Here is a 20,633-nt window from a genome sequence, read left to right as displayed (position 1 = left end):
CGGATCGGTTGCCGTACCGGAGATGGAGCGGCTGCCGAAGGCGTCGAAGTCGAACGAGGCGAGAACGGAATCGCTGGAGTTGACCTCTTCGGCCGGGTTGCCCTGCGGATCGAAGGCGTAGAAGATACTTGAAGTGCCCGCACGGCGCGAGAGCAGACCGGTGGGGCCGAAGGTGTTTACCGCGCTGACCGCGCCGGTACTGTCGATTTCGCAGATCGGCGTTATGCCGTCGTAGAGAAAGTACGTGGTTCCGGAGGAGTTGGTCTTCCACGCTCGCAGGCCATCACTCGTATAGCCGGCCGTGAGCGCCGTGCCGTACGCGGTCATCCGGCTTTCGGGAGCAATCACCCGGTCCCACGGACTACTTCTGAACCGTGACGGTAATCAACGGCGGGCAGCCGCGCCATACGAACTGCAGATTGCAGCGGGCATGCTCTCGGAGGAGGATTGTGAAGCGCCAGACGAAAAGCGCATCGCGCTCAACACGGCCGATATACAGCGGTAGACACTGACTCCGCATTTCAGTTGTTCGCGCGTAGCGTAGTCGAGACGAGCAGAACCGGCGGCGACCCGTGCGCGCTATGAATGGCTGGCGCGCTGGCACATCAGCCGGGGAGCACGACTTTCAGACCTTGCGAAAGTCAGATTCCTGTGTGAAGCACGGCGTGCGCTGCCGGCAGCCTACGGATGGGCGAACCGGTAGGTACCGGTATTGCCGCTTTGCCGCGATACCGCGGCCAAAAGCTTCAGCGGGCCCGCGCCTTTGGCCAGGTACGTCGACGCTGCTCCGGGCAGCGCGCGGATGGCGCCAATGCTTTCGTAGCCGGCTGGTGAGAGGGCAGCAAACAGCGCTGCCTGGCGACCTGCGCCGAACGGGCCGGTTGGCCCGGTGGTGAAGCACCAGGCGGCCGGGTCGGAGCTCACGCTTTCGCCAACGATGAGGGACGGCGGTACGCCGAGATGGAATCGCACGCTGAACACGGTGGCTGCGACGCGGACCAGAGCATTGTCGGTGGGTCCGCCGATCAGCAGGATATTCCCGGAGGCATGTCGCTGGGCCAACATTGCCTCGTCAGATATCGGTCGTACCCGGGCCTCCAGAAACACTTCGGATGCTGCTGTTGCCGCGGCGCGCATCGCCGCATTCTCTTGCGGAGTGCCGTGCGTGCCGTACACCGCCCACAGTGTGCCGGTATCGGCAAGAAACTCCGTGACCGATGGGAGCGGCGCGCCGGATGCGCCTCCATGCAGCGCAACGTGGTTCGGGTCGATCGTCAGCGATATCGGCGTGGCGCCCGGTGGCAGGCTGAACGTCACCGGCGTGGACCCGGATTTCACCATGGCGTTGGCCGTCAACGTGGCGCTGCTCGTCCGGAGCTGGACCGGCGTCTTGAGCCAGTATGGCGGGTCGGAGCTCTGCACCACCGCGGCGTTCACCGTGGCCGAACCGTCGGCATTCCGCTCCACCTTGACGTCAGCAAGCCTCAATTGCGGCAGCGTATTACCACTGAGCCACGCTCCAAAGAAGCTGCGCCACTGCTGACCGGCAACCGTTGCCGTAGCCTGTACCACGTTCTGCCACGTTGCGGCCTCGTACGGTACGTGCTGCTTCACGATCTGCTGCAGTACCCGGATTGCTGCCGGTTGGCCGATCATTCCTTCCAGCGTCTCCATCACAGCGGCGCCTTTGAAGTAGCCGACAATATCCTGCGTCACGTCCAGCGGATCGTGCGAGTTGCCGAGCGCAACGCTGCCCGTATTCTCCAGCATGCCGCTTCCCAATATGGATGGCTCAGTCTGCTGCTGCATCCCCTCCGTAGAGTGGTTCATGCGCTCGAACAGGCCATCCGAGTAGGTGGCCATCGCCTCATTCCAGATGTCGTGCAGATAGGTGCAGGGCACGATTCCGCCCCACCATGTGTGCGAAATCTCATGCGGCAGCACGGTGGGCGCGTCACCCCGGCCAACGGTCGTCATCGAGTAGCCCTCAAGCGACTCGGCAAAACGGTCGCTGATCACCACACTATAGGCCGGGTATGGAAATGGCGCGAAATTGGCGTTGTAGAAGGTGAGCGCATGGATGGCGGTCTGAAGACTACGCTCGGCGAGCGCCCGGTCACCGGCATGCAGATAGTCCACATTCACCGTAAAGGGCCGGCCCGCTGCCGGTGGCGCAGTTATTCGCAGGTAGCGCGCCACATCCAGGCTGTAGACGGATACCGGCAGGTGGTTTTCAAAGTAGAACGCCTCACCGCCATTGGTGGCGACTTTGCGCGTCAGAACCCCCTGCGTCAGCGCACTGTAGCCTGCCGGCACATTTACCGTCACATCTGCCGTCACCGGCAGTCGGCCCACCTGCGGCATCCAGTAGCCACTGATGCACGCTTCGTCGGGGTGAATGAAGTCGAGCCGATTCTGGATCGCGCGCCCCTCCCACGTGAGCTGAATCTGCGCTGTCGGCCGGTCGTTCGGTGCGGCCACGGAGGCGGGCGGCGGCGCCGCAAGACGAACGACAAGAACCCCGCCGGCCTGTGCAAACCAGATCGGCTTTCCGTTCTGGCCCGCCGAATCCACGTTGTAGCCATCCTGAATGTGCATCAGCACCAGGCCGTCCAGCGGCAGCGGTGTTACCGGCTTGTTCGCCACCACATCCACGGTATCGTCAGCTTTGAGCGACGCTGCGTCCGGATTGATGGTAATGGCCATGCTGTGATGGATCAATCGGTATCCGGTGCGATCTCCCTCAAGAAACTCATGGCCGAGGCGAAAACCGGCAGGCGTGGCGTCGAGCAGCCACACGTGGTCTCCCTGCGTTTCGCACGGATGGTACTCCGTAACGACAACCAACCTCGGCGGATCCTGCGAACCGTTATCCAGCGTGATGACTCGTGCGGACCATGCCACGTTCTTGCCCATGGCAGAGGGTGGCACTGCGGACTGCCCCAACATCCAGGACGTATCTTGTTGGATGCCGGGCGCCGACAGCCGCTGCAGCGCCGGAGCGTTCCGCGCATTCGCGATAGCCGCGAGCTCGTCCAGAAACCGCGGCAGGGAAGCCTGCCGGTTCGCCGCGGAAGCGCGCGTACAGCAGGCGGCAAATGCGGCCAACAGCGCGGCGGCGGTAGCAAGAGACTTAATGTGCGATTTCATATGGCAATCCTTCTATCTCGTGTTTCAATCCGGATGCGGGCTGGTGTTGAGGCAGCGAGCGCCGAAGCTCTGGTAACACCGGCCGCCGCTGGCAGTCGCCAGACGGTGAAGATCACTCTGTGGCTTGCGGCGCCCCAATCTTGCCGATCTCGATGGTATACGGGTCGGTTCCAGCCGGTGTTCCGGCCGGAGCAGCCATCGGTATCATGGCATCGGGGTTCAGGCGGATTGAGACGGCATCTCCCACGCTCAATCGAACGTGGCTTTCTCGTTTACCCACCCAAACATGGCTTATGGTGGATGAGCCATCCGGATGCACCAATCCCACGCCGAGGTCCATGCGATAGGGGTTTGCGTCTTGCACGACGTCAAACTCCACGGTTTGCCGGCCCGGCGGCCCGGATTTCACCACATGCTCGATCTGTAGCGACGGCATCCCGACCCGGTGCACCCATTCATCGAAGAACCAACCAAGCGGTGCGCCGGTGGAGCGCTCCACCGCCTTCTGAAACTCTCTCCAACTTCCAGCTTCCCCCGGTTTGTGATCCGAGATGTACTCCCGAATGGCTTTCAGCATGGCGGGCTGGCCGAGTTGATCCTCCAGTGCGCGCAGCACCATCGACCCTTTGCCATATCCCACGGCAGATTGATCAGGGTCGCTCGTATCGCTCGCATCTGCCAGTGTGAAGCCTCCGAAACCATCCGTGCGCATCGCGCGGCTAAAGGTCGTGCTGTGTAACCCCGTATCGCGCCGGAAGAGGTCATCCGAGTAATTCGCGAACGATTCGTTCCACATCGAGGTGGTATAGGTGCAGGGAACGATGCCTCCGAACCACGTGTGCGAAAGCTCGTGTGGAATCGTCTCGGGCAGTGTTACGCTCTGAAATGTCGCGAACGAGTAGGCTTCCAGCGCTCCGGCGAAGTTGCCGGCCGTCTCCACCACGGTGTAGCGGCTGTACGGATACCTGGAGTAGTGTGCCTGGTAGAAATCCATGGCGCGGCCAAGCAGGTCGAGGCAGCTGGCGGCGAGCTTTGGGTTGGGATGGAGAAGGTAGCAGTAGAGCTTGACACCATGGTGAGCCTGCTCCGTAATGCTGTACGGCGCGGCGTCGACGGTAAAATAGCAGTTGGCCACGTTGTTGCGGAACACGGCGGTCGTGGAGGTTGCCGTGCGCCGGAACGAGAGCTCCTCTCCCTGCGCCAGAGGCGTCCAGTCAGCGGGTACCGTCACCTTGACGATGCTTGTTGCGGGCAGCCGAGCGGTATCTGGATACCAGTAGCTGTTGAGCGTGGCTTCAGTGGGAAGGATATAGTCGCCACCAGAGTGGTTCACCTTGCCGGCGTAGTGCATGTGGAAACGCCACAGAGTGCCGGCCGGCGGAACGAAGGCGATTATGCCGGCGGTCTGCGCGAAGCGCACCGGGGTCTCGCTGCCATTGGCGTGTACGAGGGCGAATGTGGTGACCGGAAAGTCGGGTGAAAGGCGCAGTATTCCGAACTTTGGTGAGCCACCGGGTATCCGATGTACGGTAGCCACATCGTTGATTTCGACCGTTCCCGCCGTTGGGTTGATGGTTACGTCAAGGTCGTGCGCGGTTACGCGAATGCCGAACGGATCGGTCTCGGGAATCTCCGCGCCCAGATGCCAGCCACCGGCGCCACGCACCGCGTAGTAGACGTGATCACCGTCACTCTCGCATCCGTGCCATGCGTGCACCACTACCAGATCATTCGGTACATGGCCCAGCAGCGGGCCGGTTGCGGGTGGAATCGCAAGCGGATCGCCGTGCCAGACGCTCGTCTTGTCGAACTGCACCCAGCCGAAGCCGCCTGCGGAAGCGCTGCCGGACAGCGCCGTGAATCCCGCGAGATTGTGCTGGTTCGCCAGCATCGCCGCACGGCTGGCAAGCCGGACCACCGCCATTGGAATGAGCGGCGTGCCCTGCCCACCCACGAACTCCAGCGGGTGAGCGGGGGCAGTGCCCTGAGCGAGCACCGACGGGCAGGCCAGTGCAACCAACAGCGCCGTGAGAAATGGCGGTGCGTGGCGATGTTGTGCAATACGAATCATGGCTGAGCAGGTCCCTGCCTTTCCCTTTAGCGGTGGTGCACGAGAGCGAGTTTGAGCGCGTAGCGGTTGGTAACTGATGGCAAGCCGCGGGCTGCGCGTGCGTCTGTTAGCTTTGCCACACGACGGACGCACGGAACGTCACGGAAGGTATAATTCGGATTGAACCACCGGCAGAATATGCTTCGAGAGCCAACGCGCGGGCAGCAGTGCCTGCGCTTATTTATTACCTGAATCTCAGCGGTTTGACGGCGCGCAGCGAAGCGCGCGGGAGGCGAATTGTGGTGAAGGAAGATCGATTTGACTGGCCTCTGTGCCCGCAGGCCACGGACTGGGTGGACGAGCAGTTGCACGGCATGATACAGCGAGCGCCGGCTATCGGCCTGCTGGCGGACCGCATACTGCAGCGATGCGGAGTACGGATTGTGAACCTGATTGACCACCTGACGCTGCCGGAGACAGCCGAGAGCCGCGACGCGCTGACGGCGGCCGGATTTGTGGAGCGGGCAACGGTGGATGGAGATAGCTTCTGGTTGGCGCCTGGGGGACGCGTAGCGCGCGTCCGCCTGGACGCCGAAGTTCCGCATCCGTGTCTGTGCCTTTCGGTTGAAAGCCTCGATACCTGGCTGACTGCCAACGCCATGGAGGTGCGGAAACGCGGCGGCGACCCGGGCGCCGATTATGAAGAAGCCTGGTTTGGCGGCGAGCATGAAGGCCTTGGCGTGGCTGCGCGCCGTGGGTACGCCGGATTCCGAAGCCAGCACCTGTCGCACGCGCGGCGGGAGGCGATTGAGGCTGCGGCCCAGGCGTTCGACGCTCGCGAGCGTGGCGGCGATGAAACGGACGTTATTCAGGCGGCCGGCGCTCTGTTCACCATCGCAGCCGGGCGCATTGGGCTGGCCCGCGCTGTTGACGAGTTTTTTGCCTCGGAGCGCCGGTGTTATATGCGGCGGAACGCCGCTGCGCGCTGGATGTATGACCGGCAGCGCGAGCTGGGGTTTGAATGGGCTAATCACGATCATCACACCTACCGCTCGTCACGGGCGGCATTCCGTGCGCTGCAGCGGTTGTGGATCGAGATGGGCTTTCAGCCCCGCGAGCGGTTTTATGCCGGCGCAGAAGCCGGCTGGGGCGCACAAGTGCTGGAGCATCCGGTGAGCCGCGTGGTGATCTTCAGCGATGTGGATGTAGCTCCGGATGAACTTGACCTCGACTTCGCCAACCAGGATTTGCCGGAGCGAAACGTTCTCGGCACGATCGGGCTCTGGTGCGCCATGCACGCCTCAAGCATCGCCGCTGCCGGCATGCACCACCTGGAGGCGGAGTACGACTTTGAGGCGGCTTCCGCTGTGCTGCGAAACGCCGGATTCGGGCTGATGGCGCCGTTCACGGATCTGCCAATGTTGAAGCAGCTGTTCACCGAGCCCGAAATCTGGCCAATCGCAAGCGAACGGATCGGCAGGCTGCGCGAATCCGGGATGATCACGGCCGACGAGGCGGCGCGTTTCGGTGAGCGCGGTGCGCCGGGCAGCCACCTGGAGATCCTGCAGCGGTGGAGTGGTTTCAAGGGATTCAACAAGACCGGCGTGAGCGCCATTATCCTGGCGACCGATGCGCGGAGGGCCGGGGTATGAAGCCAACCGGTAACCTGATCGGCGGTACCTGGCAGCCCGCGGCCGGCGGCGCCACTTTTGAGTCCTGCAATCCGGCTCGCATCAGCGATGTGCTGGGGGAATACGCCCGGTCGGCCGCCGCCGACGTGGCAATGGCGGCGCAAGCGGCCAGGTCCGCTTTTCCCGCGTGGCGCCGCACTCCCAAACCCGCGCGAGCGGCGATCATCGCAAAGCTTGCCCGGATCCTCGAGAGCCGCAAAGAGGCGATTGCCATCGAGATGACTCGCGAGATGGGAAAGGTGCTGGTAGAGGCGCGTGGCGATGTTCAGGAAGCCATCGATATGGCCTGGTACATCGCCGGTCAGGGCCGCCTGCCGGACGGCAGCGTGACGCCATCGGAGCGCAGCGACATCTTTTGCTACGCACGCCGCGTGCCGATGGGCGTCATCGGGCTGATAACGCCATGGAACTTTCCCATCGCGATCCCAAGTTGGAAGATGCTGCCCGCCCTGTTGGCCGGTAACACCATTGTGTTCAAACCTGCGGAGGACACGCCCGGCCAGGCCGTGTTGTTCGTTCAGGCGCTTGAAGAGGCCGGACTGCCGGCCGGCGTCGTCAATCTGGTCACGGGATTCGGCGAAGAGGCCGGCGCGGCACTGGTGGAGTCGCCCGAAGTGGATGCCATCTCATTTACCGGCAGCACCGACACTGGACGACGGATTGCCGGGAGATGCGGGGAGTTGATGAAACGCGTCAGCTGCGAACTGGGCGGCAAGAACGCGATCCTCGTGCTTGCCGACGCAGACGTGGATCTTGCCGTAAAGGGAGCGCTGTGGAGCGCATTTGGTACGGCCGGGCAGCGATGCACGGCCGCCAGCCGCCTGATTGTGGAGCGCAGTGTGGCGCCGCAGTTCACGGAACTGCTGGTTGAGCGCACACGCAGGTTGCGGCTCGGCGGTGGCGCAGATCCCGCCACCGAGGTCGGTCCCGTCGTGAACCGGGCACAGCTTGAGCGTATCGATGGATATGTGCGGATCGGGCAGTCCGAAGGCGCGGAGTTGCTCACAGGAGGCACGCTCCTCAAGGAGGGTGAACTGGGCGATGGTTACTTCTACTCGCCGACGGTCTTTGGGCAGATGAAGCCAGAGATGCGGATTGCACAAGAGGAGATATTTGGACCGGTAACCGGCGTCATGCCGGTTGCCTCAATGCAGGAGGCGTTGGAGGTTGCCAACGGCACCGCTTACGGCCTTTCACTGTCGATCTACACGCGCGACGTGAGTCGCGCGTTTCATGCAATCGACGAACTTCAGTCGGGCATCGTGTACGTAAACCTGCCGACGAGCGGCGCCGAGATCCAACTGCCTTTCGGAGGCGTTAAGCAGACGGGCAACGGTCACCGTGAGGCGGGATGGATGGCCGCGGACAGTTGTACGGAGTGGAAATCGGTGTACATCAACTACAGCGAATCGAGCGATCTGGTACGTGCGCAAATCGACACACAGGGCGGATAGAAAGGAAGGGACGATTGAATCGCGAGAAGACGATACAAGAGCTGAGCGCCGACAGTTTCCTGTCGGAGGTGGTTGGATTTGAGACGCGTTATGTGGCCCGCCAGGCCGCTGGTGCGCGCATCGAGACCTACACCGGCGACCGGCTTATCGACTTCTCCGGAGGCATCGCCGTGCACGCGTGCGGGCACAGCTGTCCTGAGGTGGTAGCGGCAATCGTGGAGCAGGCTCAACAGCTGACGCACACCTCCGACACGATGCGTCATGTGCCGCAGCTGGAGTTGGGCAAGAAGATCACCGATCTTCTTCATGCCGCCGTACCCGGCGATCCGTGGTCGGTGCTCTTCCTGAATGGCGGGAGTGAGGCCATTGATGCCTGCGCAAAGCTGGCTCTCAGGGCCACAGGGCGTAGAAAGCTCGTGGCGTTTGAAGGGGCGTTCCACGGCAGGACGATCTTCGCCACAGCGCTGTCACGCTCCAACCGGGTGCACTGGGCCGCTTACGAGCCGTTCCTCGCTGCGCTCCGTTCCGACATATCGCACGCCCCGGCGCCCCGGTGTGCCGGCATGCGGCCTTCCGAGCACCTGACGCGATGCGATGGCAGCTGTATGGAGGGCGTGGAGCGCATTCTCGCCGCAAACGGCGACGCGACGGCCGCCGTGTTCTTCGAGGCTCAGCAGGGCGAAGGTGGATACGTGCCGATGCCGCGCGCCGCCGCCGACCGGCTGGCAGCGGCGGTGCGCCGCCACGAAGCGCTGCTGATCGCCGATGAGATACAGTGTGGATTTGGCCGCACCGGACGATGGTTCGGCTTTGAGCATGTTGGGTTGGAGCCCGACATTGTGGCGTTCGGCAAGGCGATCGGCGGCGGCTTGCCACTGGCGGGCGTTGCAGCGCGGCGACCGGTCATGGACGCCTGGCAGCCGGGCGAGCACGGCACCACGTTCGGCGGCAACCCGTTGGCGTGCGCCGCAGGCTACGCCGCGCTGCAGGTGATTGAGCGTGACAGGCTGCTGGAGCGCGCCAACGCCGTCGCCGGGCGAATTCGCGCGGCTCTGGAGCCGATGGTGGGATCGCACGGCATCGTGGATGTGCGGGGTTTTGGCCTTATGCTCGGCATTGAACTGCGGGATGAGCACGGCGCGCCGGACTATGCGCGCGTCAACGCGGTGAAGGAGCATGCGCGAGAGCACGGCCTGCTGATCCTGAGCTGTGGCGCCCGAATTGGTTCACCCGCTGTAGACAATGCGTGCCTCCGCCTGGTGCCGCCGCTGAACATTGCGGATGACGCCCTGGAGGCTGGCCTCATGATACTGGTAACGGCACTTGAGAACGCAGTGACGGCCACGGCAGTGCGGCATATCGGCACGCGAAAGAGCGGTATCGGAGCCGGGACGGCATAGTGTGTCGGCCGGCTTTACCGGCGGTGCAGGTTCTGCACCGCCGGTCACCACCACCACCACCACCTGCGATGCCATAACCAATCCAGCGGTTCGTCGGTGCCTTCAAAATCGCGCCAGTCCGGTGGCTTTACGAGCCGCCGAACAAAGCGTACGATGGCGGCAGCCAGAAATATAGCGCCGACGGCAGGCCAGATCCAGTGGTAGCGGTGACTCATTGGCTGCTAGTTGGAATCACCGCGTCGTTGAACTCGCGCTCCCGGCATGTCCGTACCTTGCCTCATCCGGCCACATCGGATCCACCGCCACCCACCCTCATCTCACAGCATCCAGCCACCGTGCCCGCACATACATCCAGTCTGCCGCATCGCGGTAGTAGCCGAAAAGCCCCTCATACCGGTACGGGTTCACGGTTCCGCTTCCGCTCTGCAGCTCCACGCCGAAGGCTTTGTGGCTGTAGTTATCCGTGACAAGCCCCGCCTGCGAAACCAGGATCCGTGCACTGCCCTGCTGGTCCGGGCCGAAGAAGGAGGAGACGCCGCTGCGCCGCTGGGAGGCGAGCCCGCCCCAGATGCCCGGGTTGTTGGTGTACTGCGCCTGCCACGATTGCGACCTCAGTGCCTGTTGCCCCCGTCCATCGAACACGATGCGCGAGCGATGCAAGGCAGTTTCCCTGCGCCGCGCAGGATTCCTGCATCGGTTTCGTCGCGTTTTTGACCGGTTGCCTGGTGCGGCGACGACCACGCTGCGGGAACCGCAGGCAGAAGCATTGATGCTCGTCCACGATGATCGCAGGCTCGCTTCGTGTTCAGCGTGACAGAGCGGTGGCTTTGAATGGCGAGGCGGTGCGCGCCTGCGTGCGAGCCGGTGGTGGCGCTGCGCAGGGCAGCGCTGCCGGCGCCAGGCGCGCGTCAGGCGCCAGCCGGCAACGGAAGAGGCCGGGCACGAATGGCGCGCCCGAGGCGCCGACCGTACTCGGCTGCGCTGATTTCGACAGCTCCCATGCTGATCAGGTGTGGCGTGAGGTACTGCACATCCAACAGCTGGAATGCGCAATCGTTCAGCCGCTCGACCAGTGCTGCAAGGGCCACCTTGGAGGCATCGGTTTCGCGATGGAACATGCTCTCCGCCATGAAAGCGCCACCGATCGCCACGCCGTAGAGTCCGCCTGCAAGCCGGCCGTCGCGCATCACCTCCACGCTATGCGCGTAACCCGCCTCAGCCAACGCAGTGTAGGCATCGATCACCGTACCGGCTATCCAGGTTCCCTCCGGGCGATCGGCGCAGCCCTGCATCACGCTGGCGAACTGCCGGTTCCACTCCACGGTAAACCTTCCCTGACGGAGGGTTTTGCGCATCGACCGCGACAGGTGGAGCGCGTCCAACGGTATGATGGCGCGAGGATCCGGATGAAACCACGCGATGCCGCCCTCCTCGTGCACCCACATCGGGAACCATGCGCGCACGTAGGCGTACAACACTTCGTCGGGCTGAAGCACCGTGCGCAGTCTCACAGGGGCCGGCCGGCGATTGGGTAGACTATGCTCCACACAAGGCGGCCCGTCAGCGCCTTCATTGAGATTGCCGAGATGCCATTCAGCACTGTAGAAACCGCCATTGAGGATATCCGAGCCGGTCGCATCGTCATTGTGGTAGACGATGAGGACCGTGAGAACGAGGGTGACTTTATTATGGCCGCCGAGATGGTCACGCCCGACGCAATGAACTTTATGATCCGGTACGGCCGCGGAATACCGTGCGTTCCGGCGACGCCGGAGCGGTTGGAAGCTCTGCGGATACCGATGATGGTAAAGAACAATACCGCCCGACTTGGTACCGCGATGGGCGAAACCGTGGACGCGCTGAATGGCACTACCACGGGGATTTCGGCATTTGACCGCGCAGTTACAGTGCGCGTGTTCGTGGATCCCAACGCTGTGCCGGAGGACCTGGCCCGGCCCGGACACGTAATCCCACTGCGGGCGACCGAGGGCGGCGTGCTCAAGCGAGCCGGCCACACGGAAGCAACGGTCGATCTCTGTCGCCTCGCAGGGCTGCAGCCCTGCGGCATCCTGTGCGAGATCGTTGGCGACGACGGGTCGATGGCGCGACTCCCCGAGCTGGAGGCGCTGGCGAGCCGGTTTGACCTGCACATCATCACCACAGCGGCTCTCATCGAGTACCGACGCCGGACCGAACGCCTGGTGACCCGCGTTGCCACCACCAGGCTGCCCACCGGAGAATACGGAGACTGGACCGTGCACGCCTACGAAGCCACCGTGCCTCCGTTTGGGGCGATGGCACTGGTGAAGGGCGATATACGTGGAGCTGAGCCGGTTCTGGTGCGCGTCCACTCCTCTTGCGTGACGGGTGACCTGCTGGATTCGCTGAAGTGCGACTGCGGCAGCCAACTGCAGCTGGCGTTGGCCCGCATCGCCGAGGCTGGGAGCGGACTGCTGATCTATCTGGAGCAGGAAGGCCGCGGAATCGGGTTGATCAACAAACTGCGCGCGTACCAGCTGCAGGAGCAAGGCGCCGACACGGTTCAAGCGAACGAAATGCTCGGTTTCAAGCCGGATCTGCGCGATTACGGCATTGGAGCCCAGGTGATGACCGACCTCGGCGTCAAAAAGATCCGCTTTATGACCAACAACCCAATGAAGGTGGCCGGCCTGGAGGGCTACGGTCTTGAGATTGTGGAGTGGGTTCCGATCACCGCGCCGCCGAACGAGCACAATCAGCGCTACCTGAAAACCAAGGCGGCGAAGATGGGCCATGTGTTTGAGCCGTGCGATCTGACGCCGGAGGGGCGCGCGTCGCTGCTGCCGGAGGCTGCGCCGGCCGACCAGGGCGGCGCGGTTTGACCGGCGAAATGGGGACGGCGCCGGCGTGGAGATTCGGAAACGTTGCCGTGGTGGCCAGCCGGTGGCATGAGGAGATAATGAACGGATTGGTTCGTGGCGCCGTCGAAACCCTGGTTAACGCCCACGTGCCGCAAGAGTGCGTCGTAGTGGCGCGTGTTCCCGGCAGCTTTGAGCTGCCGCTGGCGTGCGCCGAGTTCGCTCGCCGCCGGGAGTTTTGCACCGTCATCGCGCTCGGGTGCATTGTGCGAGGTGAAACAACGCACAATACTCACATTGCGAACGCGGTGTTTTCGGCCCTCACAACGCTTTCGCTGGAGACAAGCAAACCGATCGCGCTCGGCGTGGTCACCGCCGAGACCATGGAACAGGCGGCAGCACGCGCAGGAGGAGCCAACGGGAATCGCGGCGCGGATGCCGCGCACGCTGCGATTGAGATGCTGAGTCTACTGACCAGCATCCGCGCGGGCGCGGTTTGAGGCGCCCTCTGTGACCGGTGAAAGCATGCCACCCGAGACGAAGAACGGACCCACGGTTCCAGCCCTGCCGATCGAGCCACCGGTACGCCCGCTGTGGCGGCGAGCCGCGGTGCCGCTCAGCGCATTCGTGTTGGGCATAGTTACAGCGTTTGTCGCACTCTCCATGTGGCGTTCGGCCCAGGAACCGAAAAGCGCGTCACAACGTGCCGCTCTCGCCATTCTCGACCGCCCCGCTCCCCCATCCGGCGATACCGTAAGTCCGTTTGTTGGGGCAGTGAGACGGATTGAGCCGGCGGTGGTCAATATCGATACGATCTCGCTGCCGGGTGAGCCGACCAGCCAGCACGACGGCTTTGACGGCGCGATCCGCGGCAAGGGATCGGGCGTGATCCTCACGCCCGACGGATACATCATCACCAACGACCACGTTATCGATGGCGCAACCTCGATCCGCGTTACGCTCAGCGATGGCACGCACTATGCCGCTCGACCTGTCGGTCGGGATCCGGCGGACGACCTGGCTGTACTGAAGGTATCGGCGGTGCGCCTGCCAACCGCCGTATTGGGAGATTCAAGTCGCCTTGAAGTCGGCGACTGGTCGATTGCCGTTGGCAATCCGCTCGGTCTCGGCTCAACCACCACAGTGGGTGTGATCTCCGCGCTGCACCGGCGCCACTTGCAGGTGAGCGAGTCCGGTGCGCTGGATGGAGCGATTCAGACCGACGCGCCGATCAACCGGGGCAACTCGGGCGGTGCGCTGGCGAACATCGACGGCCAACTGGTGGGCATCAACACGGCGATCCTCAGTTCCGGTCCGGATGGCGGCAGCATCGGTCTGGGTTTCGCCATCCCCGTGAATACGGTGCGGCGTGTTGCGCGCCTGCTGATCGCGCATCCAAACGTGAAAGGCGCGGGCGCCGTCGCGTGGATCGGAATCCGCATGGAGCGGCTGGATGCCGCCGCGATGACCTCCTATGGTTTGAAACGGGCGCGTGGAATCCGTATTGCCGAAGTTCTGCCCGGCAGCCCGGCCGCTTTGGCCGGTGTTGAGCCTGGAGATATCCTGCTCTCCGTGGATGGCCGCATTCTGGATGAACCGCTCGACCTCGAATCGGCAGTTGCCGGCGCCGGTGCGGGTGTAGGACTTACGTTTGGCTACTTCCGCCCCACCACCAGAGCATCCGGGCTTGTACGTATCCACACCGTTCCGGAGCCGGCCGACCAGCAGCTGCTGCCCTAGCCCGACCCTGCCTCGCCGCGCACGGACCCCAACCCTGCGTGCCCCGCCTTGCCTGCGTTGCACGCATCACGCCGACATGGGCACAAGCCATGTAGCATCAAGCCTCCCTTTGCCTGCGGAAACCGCTGCTCGACCCCGCAGTCCGCTTCTGCAGCCTCGCCTTTTCCGCGCCGCAGTACCCGTCTATGCCCATTCGACCTACCGAGCCGAGCCGCATCAAGTCGGCCCCGGCGGCGCGCCGCCGTCCGCGTTCGCACGTCATCCCGGCACAAGTGGGCGCCCAGGAGCGATCTCGCGGACACGAAGCCCGCGAAGAGCTAAAGCGGTTCATAGAGCAGCGCGCCACGGTGGCATCTCTGCCACAGGCGCTGCGTGAGGCAGCGCACCCGGCAACGTCCCGTGGAGTCGTCTGCATCGATTCCGATGGCATCCCGCATGAAACGGCGTACAGCCTTCTGTTACAGCAGGCGGAGCAGTGGCTGGGCGCCCTGCGGCGCGCCGGTTTACAGATGGGCGATCGGGTGGTGCTTCAGATTGAGGAGGCCGCCGAGTTCTTGCCGGCTCTGTGGGGCTGCCTTCTCGGCGGCTTTGTTCCCGTTCCGGCGCCTACAGAGGGCAGCTATGAGAAAGAAGCCGCGGGGCTTTCTCGCCTGACGGCAGCATGCCGCGCTGCCGACCCCGGCTTGATCGCTGCATCTGTGAGGATCGCCGCCGAGATCGCCGGGACCCGCGATCTGCCGCAACGGCTGACACGGAGCGAGGTTGCCGGCTGCACCGGCGATACCGACCACGCGGATGTCTCCGCGGACTCCACGGCGCTGCTGCTGCTTACATCGGGAAGCACCGGCATGCCCAAAGGCGTTCAACTCACGCACCGGAACATTCTGGCCCATGCCACAGCCGAAGCCGAAGTCTGCGGGCTGGGTCCGGGAGACACCACCCTTAACTGGCTGCCGTTATCCCACGTTGGTGGCCTTTCGATGTGTCATCTGCGCGACGTCCTGCTCGGCTGCCGCCAGGTTCACGCCCCCAAAGAGCTGATCGTTGAGCAGCCACTCCGCTGGCTGGACTGGCTGCATGAATACGGCGCCGCCTACACCTGGGCGCCCAACTTTGCCTTCGCACTTGTCAACGACGCGCTGGCCGATACGGAACGGCGCGACTGGGACCTGAGTCGCCTGCGCACGATCGTCAATGGCGCCGAGCCGATTGTGACCCGCACCGCGCGGAGGTTTCTGGAACTGCTGGCGCCATGTCGACTCGCCGAGTCGGCAATGGTACCCACGTGGGGCATGTCTGAGACCGGCGCCGCGGCCGCCTATTCTGAGCGGTTCCGGCTGGATACCACCCGCGATGATGACCCGTTTGTAGAGGTAGGCGCGCCACTGCCGTGTATCGCCTTTCGCATCCAGGACGCGCACGGTGTTGATGCCGCTGAAGGGGTTGAGGGCCGCCTTCTTGTAAGCGGCGCGTGCGTGACGCCCGGTTACTTTCGGGCGGACGCGCTGAATGCCGAGGCGTTCACTTTGGACGGCTGGCTTCGCACGGGAGACCTCGCGCGAGTCACGTCCGGACGCCTCACCATTACCGGCCGGGAGAAGGACGTCATTATTATCAACGGTCTCAACTACTACAGCCACGAAATAGAATCGGCTGTTGAGGCTGTAGCCGGTGTTCTGCCCTCCTTTGCCGCTGCGTGTGCCGTAAGGAACCTGGAAAGCCAGACCGACGAACTCGCCGTCTTCTTTGCGCACGATGCCGGAGCCGATCCGGACGCCGTGGCCGCCTCAATCCGCACCGAGGTTCCGCGACGGACCGGTGCACGCGTCACAGATCTGGTTGCTCTGTCCACAGATGCGTTCCCAAAGACTTCAGTCGGCAAAATCTCACGCTCTACGCTGGTACAGCGGTACCAGGCGGGCGAGTACGCCGGCAGCCGGATCGTCGCGCTCCGGCAGCCATCATCCGCGGCGCCACCGCAAACCGCGACGGAAGCGACCGTCACGGCCGTTTGGAACCGTGTGTTGGGATCATCCGCAGGGGTGGGGGAGTTCTTTGCCGCGGGCGGCACATCGCTGCTGGCGATCCGGGCTACGGCGGAGCTGAGGCAGCGGCTGAATAAACCGATTCCCGCGCACCTCATCTACACGCAATCGCGGCTGCGCGATCTGGCGGCGGCCATCGACGCACTGCCGGATGCCACCTTCACAGCCCCGGTGGAGATGGAGGAGCTTCCAGCGTTTCCCCTTACGCCCGCACAACGACGGGCCTGGTTTATCGAGCAGGTTGCGCCGGACGGTGGCGCATACCTCCAGCCGCTGGATATCCGGCTGAGCGGTCCGTTGGAAGTCGCGGCGCTGGAGGAGGCGCTCAACGGCCTGCGCCGCAGGCATGAGATGCTGCGGAGCTGCGTTCTTGCGGTAGACGGAGAGCCCCGGCTCGTTCCCGATGGAATTGCCATGCTCGGCTTGCCGGTGGATGACCTCTCACACCTGGATTCTGCGGCGCGTGACAACGAGTGTAATCGGATCGTGGCGGAAGTGGCAGCGACGCCGTTTGAGCTCGAATCCGGTCCACTCGTCCGGTGGCGCCTCATCCGCCTGACACCTGACGAGCACCGGCTTGTTCTCTGCGCGCACCACCTGGTTCTGGATGCCCATGCTTTTGGAATGCTCTGGCATGACCTCGGCGAACTCTACAGTTTGACCACGGCAGGCGAGACGCCGGAGCTGGAGGCGGCGCGGCCGTTTTCGCAGTGGGTAACCGCCAGCCAACGTCACACGGACCCGGCTCGTCAAAACCGGACCATGGCGGAGTGGCGGCGGCAACTCGAGGATCGACTGGAACCGTGCGACATGCCGGCCGACTTCGCGAGGCCGGCCACATTCCGCTACGAAGGCGCCGTGCTGCGGCAGGCGCTCGAGCCCGCCGTCGGCGATCAACTGGAGCGGTTCTGCCGGGAACAGGGCGTAACACCATACATCGCCGGTATGGCCGCAATGTTCGCCGTGATGCGCCGCTGCCTCGATCGTGATGCGCTTACGATCGGTACGCCGCTTGCCAACCGCGATATGCCCGGCGCCGATACCGCCTTTGGCTATGTGACCAACACCTTGCCCGTGAGCGTGGATGTACCTGCCACGATGGACTTTCGCGGACTGGTTGGAAAGGTGCACGCGGCGCTGCGATTTGCCGTGGAGCGGCAGGATGTTCCGCTGGAGGAATTGGTGGCCGCGCTTCCGCTGCCGCGCGACGCCAGCCGGTCGCCGCTATTCACGGTTATGTTCCAGACCATTGAGCTGCCCACTTCTTCGGAGAACTGGGGCGGTATTGAAGCAGAGTTTCACGAGCTGCACAATGGTTCGGCGAAGCTGGATGTCACCGTTCAGCTGGCGAAGGACAGCAAGGGCTGGAGCGTATCGTGCGAGTACAGCACCGCACTCTTCATGGAGGCCAGCATCCAGCGGCTGCTCGACCACTACCTGCGCCTGCTGGAGGCTGCGCTGTGCGTTCCCGGCGCTTCCCTCAACGGCCTGCCGATGCTGGCCGATGATGAAATCGGCTGGATGATGGATGCCGGCGCCGGAGTAACCACCGGTGGCGAATACCCGACCGTGCTGGATAGCTTTGACCGAACCGCCGACGGCCAGCCCAACCGCCCGGCTCTGACGGCTGAGGGACGAACGTGGACCTACGGCGACCTCAACAGGCGTGCCTGCCGGTTCGCCGCCGCACTGCTCGCCGCCGGCGTAAGGCCGGGTACGCATGTTCTGGTGAGCCTGCCGAGAAATGCCGATCTGATTGCGGCGATGCTTGGCGTTTGGAAGGTGGGCGCTGCGTGGGTTCCCGTGGAAGCCGATACGCCTCCGGCGCGGATCCACGAGATTTGCGCCGACGCATGCCCCGCGGCGATCATCGCTGAGACCGCCGGCTGGTTGGCGGACGCGCCCGCGCCGGTGATAACGCCGGTGACGGCCGACGCCATGCCGGACCGGGTAATGGCCTCGGTGCGGGTTTCCGACCGGGGACCCGCGTACGCGATCTTCACGTCCGGCACCACCGGCCGTCCCAAAGGCGTATCGATTTCACAACGCAGCCTTGCGTGGCGCATCCACAGCACGCGCGCTCACTTCGGATTCACCGGCGACGACGTCTGGAGCTGTCTGCATAGCGCAGCCTTCGATCTCTCGGTTTGGGAAATCTGGCACCCTCTGGCGTGTGGGGCACGGCTGGTTCTTGCGCCGCGCGGGTTGGCCCTGGATGGTGACGCCACAGCGCGCCTGGTAGAGCAGGAGCGCGTGACCGTGATGCACCTCACGCCATCCGCAGCCCGGCTGTTGGCCGATTCTGTGCCGCCGCAGCGTATGGCGGCGGGTTCACTCCGATTCGTAGGCGTTGGCGGCGAGGCGCTTCCGGGCGAATTAGTCCCCGCGCTGCTGGCATGGGGCGCGGAGGTGTGGAATCTCTATGGGCCCACAGAAGCAACCGTTTGGGTCTCGGCGCACCACATTACGGCGGCCGATGCCCGGGACCGTGTGGTGAGCATGGGAACGCCACTACCCGGAAGCCGGTTGATGGTTCTGGATCAGCAAGGTGAGTTGATGCCGGCGGGATGTGTAGGAGAGCTCTGTTTGGGTGGCGCGGGTATCGCGGATGGGTATCTGGCGCGGCCCGAACAGACGGCGGAACGCTTTGTGGCCAACCGATGGGCATCCGGCGACGCGCCGGCATACCGGAGCGGCGATCTTGCTCGCTGGCGCGCAGACGGCACGCTGGAGTTTGCCGGCCGAACCGACGACCAGGTAAAGCTGCACGGCTTCCGATTGGAGTTGGGAGAGGTAGAAAGCGTGCTGGTCCAGCACCCCAGCGTGCGAGCTTGCGCAGCGGGCATCCGGAAGGACTCCGCCGGCGACGACCGTCTTGTTGCGTGGGTAGTATCTTCGGGCGAAGCTCTGCAGCCGGAACGGCTGCGGGCGCACCTGCTGCAGTTCCTGCCGGCCTACATGGCGCCGGCAGTGTTTGTGACGGTAGAGACCCTGCCGCTGAACGCCAGCGGCAAGGTAAACCGCAAAGCGCTGCCGGATGCGCCTCCGGCAGAAGTCGCGCAGATCGACCATCTGCCACGCGTCGCTTCCGACACCGAGTTGGCCATCGGCAGGATATGGGAGCGTCTGCTCGGAGTGCCGGCGGTGGCCAGAACCGACGACTTCTTCGCTCTGGGCGGCCACTCGCTCACGGCTGTGCGCCTGTTTGCAGCCATCGAGAAGCAGTTCGGCGTCAAGTTGCCACTGGCAACGCTCTTTCAGGCGCCGACGATCGAGGCGCTGGCGGCCGCTGTGGATGGTGGCGCGGCTGCCGGCCGTTTCGCCTCACTGGTGCCAATTCAGCCTGAAGGTTCTCTGCCACCATTCTTTTGCGTGCACGCGGCCGGCGCCGAGGTGCTGTTTTACCGAGACCTGGCCAACCGTCTCGGTAGTGACCAGCCGTTCTACGCACTCCAGGCCCGCCATGTGGGCGGCCAGCGCGCCCCACACCGATCCGTGGAAGAGATGGCTTGCGACTACCTGGCGGAGATACGGCTCATGCAGCCGGAGGGTCCGTACGCGATCGGCGGCGCGTCGCTCGGCGGCCTGGTGGCCTTTGAGATGGCCAGACAGCTGGAGGCCGCGGGCCAGCGAACGCAAATCGTGGCGCTCTTCGACACCTTCCACACGGATTATCCCCACTATCGGCCCTGGGCGCGCGGGATCGTTCGTAAAGCGATGAACACCTGGCGCGTGATTCAGCATCACGGCGGCAGCCTGGCAATGCTCCAGCCGGGACATCGACGGGCCTACGTGCGCGACAAGGCGCTTCGCGCGTGGGACGAATTGCGGTGGAGCGTGCAGGGAGCGGTGCGAGGCTGGAAAACGCGCGCATACCGGCTGCTGAGGCGCGAGATTCCGGCTCACCTGCGGCCGAAGCCACACTATGTGCGGCTGGCGGCGGCCAACTACCGGCCCGATCCCTACGCCGGTACGATCACCATCTTCCGCGCGAAGCACCAGCCATTAGGCGTTTACCGCGACGATACGCTCGGCTGGCGCGGGCTGGCGCTGGGCGGCATCGAAATCGTGGACGTACCCGGCTTTCATGCAGCAATCGTGGCCGAGCCCAGAGTTCGCGTTCTCGCCGAGGAGCTCAAGCGACGACTGCAGCCGCGGGAAGAGCGCAGGACCGAGGCGGCTGTTGACCTGCCGGAGCCGCAGGTTGCACGCGCCGTAAGTGCGCGCGCATAATCCATCCGGAACGGAACGATTTACACCCTGTCG

12 protein-coding genes are annotated in these 20,633 nt (G+C 64.2%); 7 read left to right on the top strand and 5 right to left on the bottom strand.

Annotation, left to right across the window (positions count from 1 at the left end; translation table 11 throughout):
• From KGJ62_04450 to KGJ62_04440, 3 genes are all read right to left on the bottom strand, one after another.
• The coding region (locus KGJ62_04450) for a hypothetical protein (protein ID MDE2125819.1) at nt 1-327 on the bottom strand (327 nt) is incomplete at its 3' end.
• Between the two features lie 354 nt (nt 328-681).
• Nucleotides 682-3,150 (bottom strand): hypothetical protein, encoded by a 2,469-nt coding sequence (locus KGJ62_04445; GenBank protein MDE2125818.1) that lies wholly within the window; start codon nt 3,148-3,150, stop codon nt 682-684.
• A 112-nt stretch (nt 3,151-3,262) separates the two neighbouring features.
• A complete protein-coding gene (locus tag KGJ62_04440; protein MDE2125817.1) occupies nt 3,263-5,221 on the bottom strand; it encodes a hypothetical protein in 1,959 nt (652 codons plus the stop codon).
• A 206-nt stretch (nt 5,222-5,427) separates the two neighbouring features.
• On the opposite strand from KGJ62_04440, the gene KGJ62_04435 reads away from it, so the two are divergent.
• Genes KGJ62_04435 through KGJ62_04425 form a run of 3 tightly spaced genes read left to right on the top strand, consistent with a single transcriptional unit; the run spans nt 5,428 to nt 9,745 of the window.
• Entirely contained in the window at nt 5,428-6,852 is a 1,425-nt protein-coding gene (locus tag KGJ62_04435; protein ID MDE2125816.1) for a hypothetical protein, read from the top strand.
• Nucleotides 6,849-8,345, top strand: a complete 1,497-nt coding sequence (locus tag KGJ62_04430; GenBank protein ID MDE2125815.1) for an aldehyde dehydrogenase family protein — start codon at nt 6,849-6,851, stop codon at nt 8,343-8,345. The genes KGJ62_04435 and KGJ62_04430 overlap by 4 nt, the downstream gene beginning before the upstream one ends.
• 14 nt (nt 8,346-8,359) lie before the next feature.
• Nucleotides 8,360-9,745 (top strand): aspartate aminotransferase family protein, encoded by a 1,386-nt coding sequence (locus tag KGJ62_04425; GenBank protein ID MDE2125814.1) that lies wholly within the window; start codon nt 8,360-8,362, stop codon nt 9,743-9,745.
• 312 nt (nt 9,746-10,057) lie between these two features.
• Here KGJ62_04425 and KGJ62_04420 read toward each other — a convergent pair whose 3' ends face one another.
• On the bottom strand, nt 10,058-10,405 hold the full coding sequence (locus KGJ62_04420; protein ID MDE2125813.1) for a hypothetical protein: 348 nt from the start codon (nt 10,403-10,405) through the stop codon (nt 10,058-10,060).
• 248 nt (nt 10,406-10,653) lie between these two features.
• A complete protein-coding gene (gene aat / locus KGJ62_04415; GenBank protein ID MDE2125812.1) occupies nt 10,654-11,241 on the bottom strand; it encodes a leucyl/phenylalanyl-tRNA--protein transferase in 588 nt (195 codons plus the stop codon).
• 90 nt (nt 11,242-11,331) lie between these two features.
• On the opposite strand from aat, the gene KGJ62_04410 reads away from it, so the two are divergent.
• The 4 genes from KGJ62_04410 to KGJ62_04395 all read left to right on the top strand — a co-directional run bounded on the left by KGJ62_04410 (nt 11,332) and on the right by KGJ62_04395 (nt 20,600).
• On the top strand, nt 11,332-12,606 hold the full coding sequence (locus tag KGJ62_04410; protein MDE2125811.1) for a bifunctional 3,4-dihydroxy-2-butanone-4-phosphate synthase/GTP cyclohydrolase II: 1,275 nt from the start codon (nt 11,332-11,334) through the stop codon (nt 12,604-12,606).
• A gap of 77 nt (nt 12,607-12,683) precedes the next feature.
• The gene (gene ribH, locus KGJ62_04405; protein MDE2125810.1) at nt 12,684-13,082 is read left to right on the top strand and encodes a 6,7-dimethyl-8-ribityllumazine synthase; all 399 of its coding nucleotides are present in this window, start codon (nt 12,684-12,686) and stop codon (nt 13,080-13,082) included.
• A gap of 10 nt (nt 13,083-13,092) precedes the next feature.
• Nucleotides 13,093-14,322: a trypsin-like peptidase domain-containing protein gene (locus KGJ62_04400; protein MDE2125809.1), complete on the top strand. Its 1,230-nt coding sequence runs from the start codon at nt 13,093-13,095 to the stop codon at nt 14,320-14,322.
• 185 nt (nt 14,323-14,507) lie between these two features.
• Nucleotides 14,508-20,600, top strand: a complete 6,093-nt coding sequence (locus KGJ62_04395) for an amino acid adenylation domain-containing protein (GenBank protein ID MDE2125808.1) — start codon at nt 14,508-14,510, stop codon at nt 20,598-20,600.
• Nucleotides 20,601-20,633 lie beyond the last annotated feature (33 nt).

It is taken from the genome of Armatimonadota bacterium (assembly GCA_028871815.1).
Taxonomy (GTDB): domain Bacteria; phylum Armatimonadota; class Chthonomonadetes; order Chthonomonadales; family Chthonomonadaceae; genus REEB205.
This window is presented reverse-complemented; position numbering and strand designations above follow the sequence as displayed.

Bases quoted from the DNA above. Each gene is read 5' to 3' on its own strand.
- KGJ62_04445 (MDE2125818.1), bottom strand. From the start codon at position 3,150: ATGAAATCGCACATTAAGTCTCTTGCTACCGCCGCCGCGCTGTTGGCC.
- KGJ62_04440 (MDE2125817.1), bottom strand. From the start codon at position 5,221: ATGATTCGTATTGCACAACATCGCCACGCACCGCCATTTCTCACGGCG.
- KGJ62_04430 (MDE2125815.1), top strand. From the start codon at position 6,849: ATGAAGCCAACCGGTAACCTGATCGGCGGTACCTGGCAGCCCGCGGCC.
- KGJ62_04410 (MDE2125811.1), top strand. From the start codon at position 11,332: ATGCCATTCAGCACTGTAGAAACCGCCATTGAGGATATCCGAGCCGGT.
- ribH (MDE2125810.1), top strand. From the start codon at position 12,684: ATGAACGGATTGGTTCGTGGCGCCGTCGAAACCCTGGTTAACGCCCAC.
- KGJ62_04395 (MDE2125808.1), top strand. From the start codon at position 14,508: ATGCCCATTCGACCTACCGAGCCGAGCCGCATCAAGTCGGCCCCGGCG.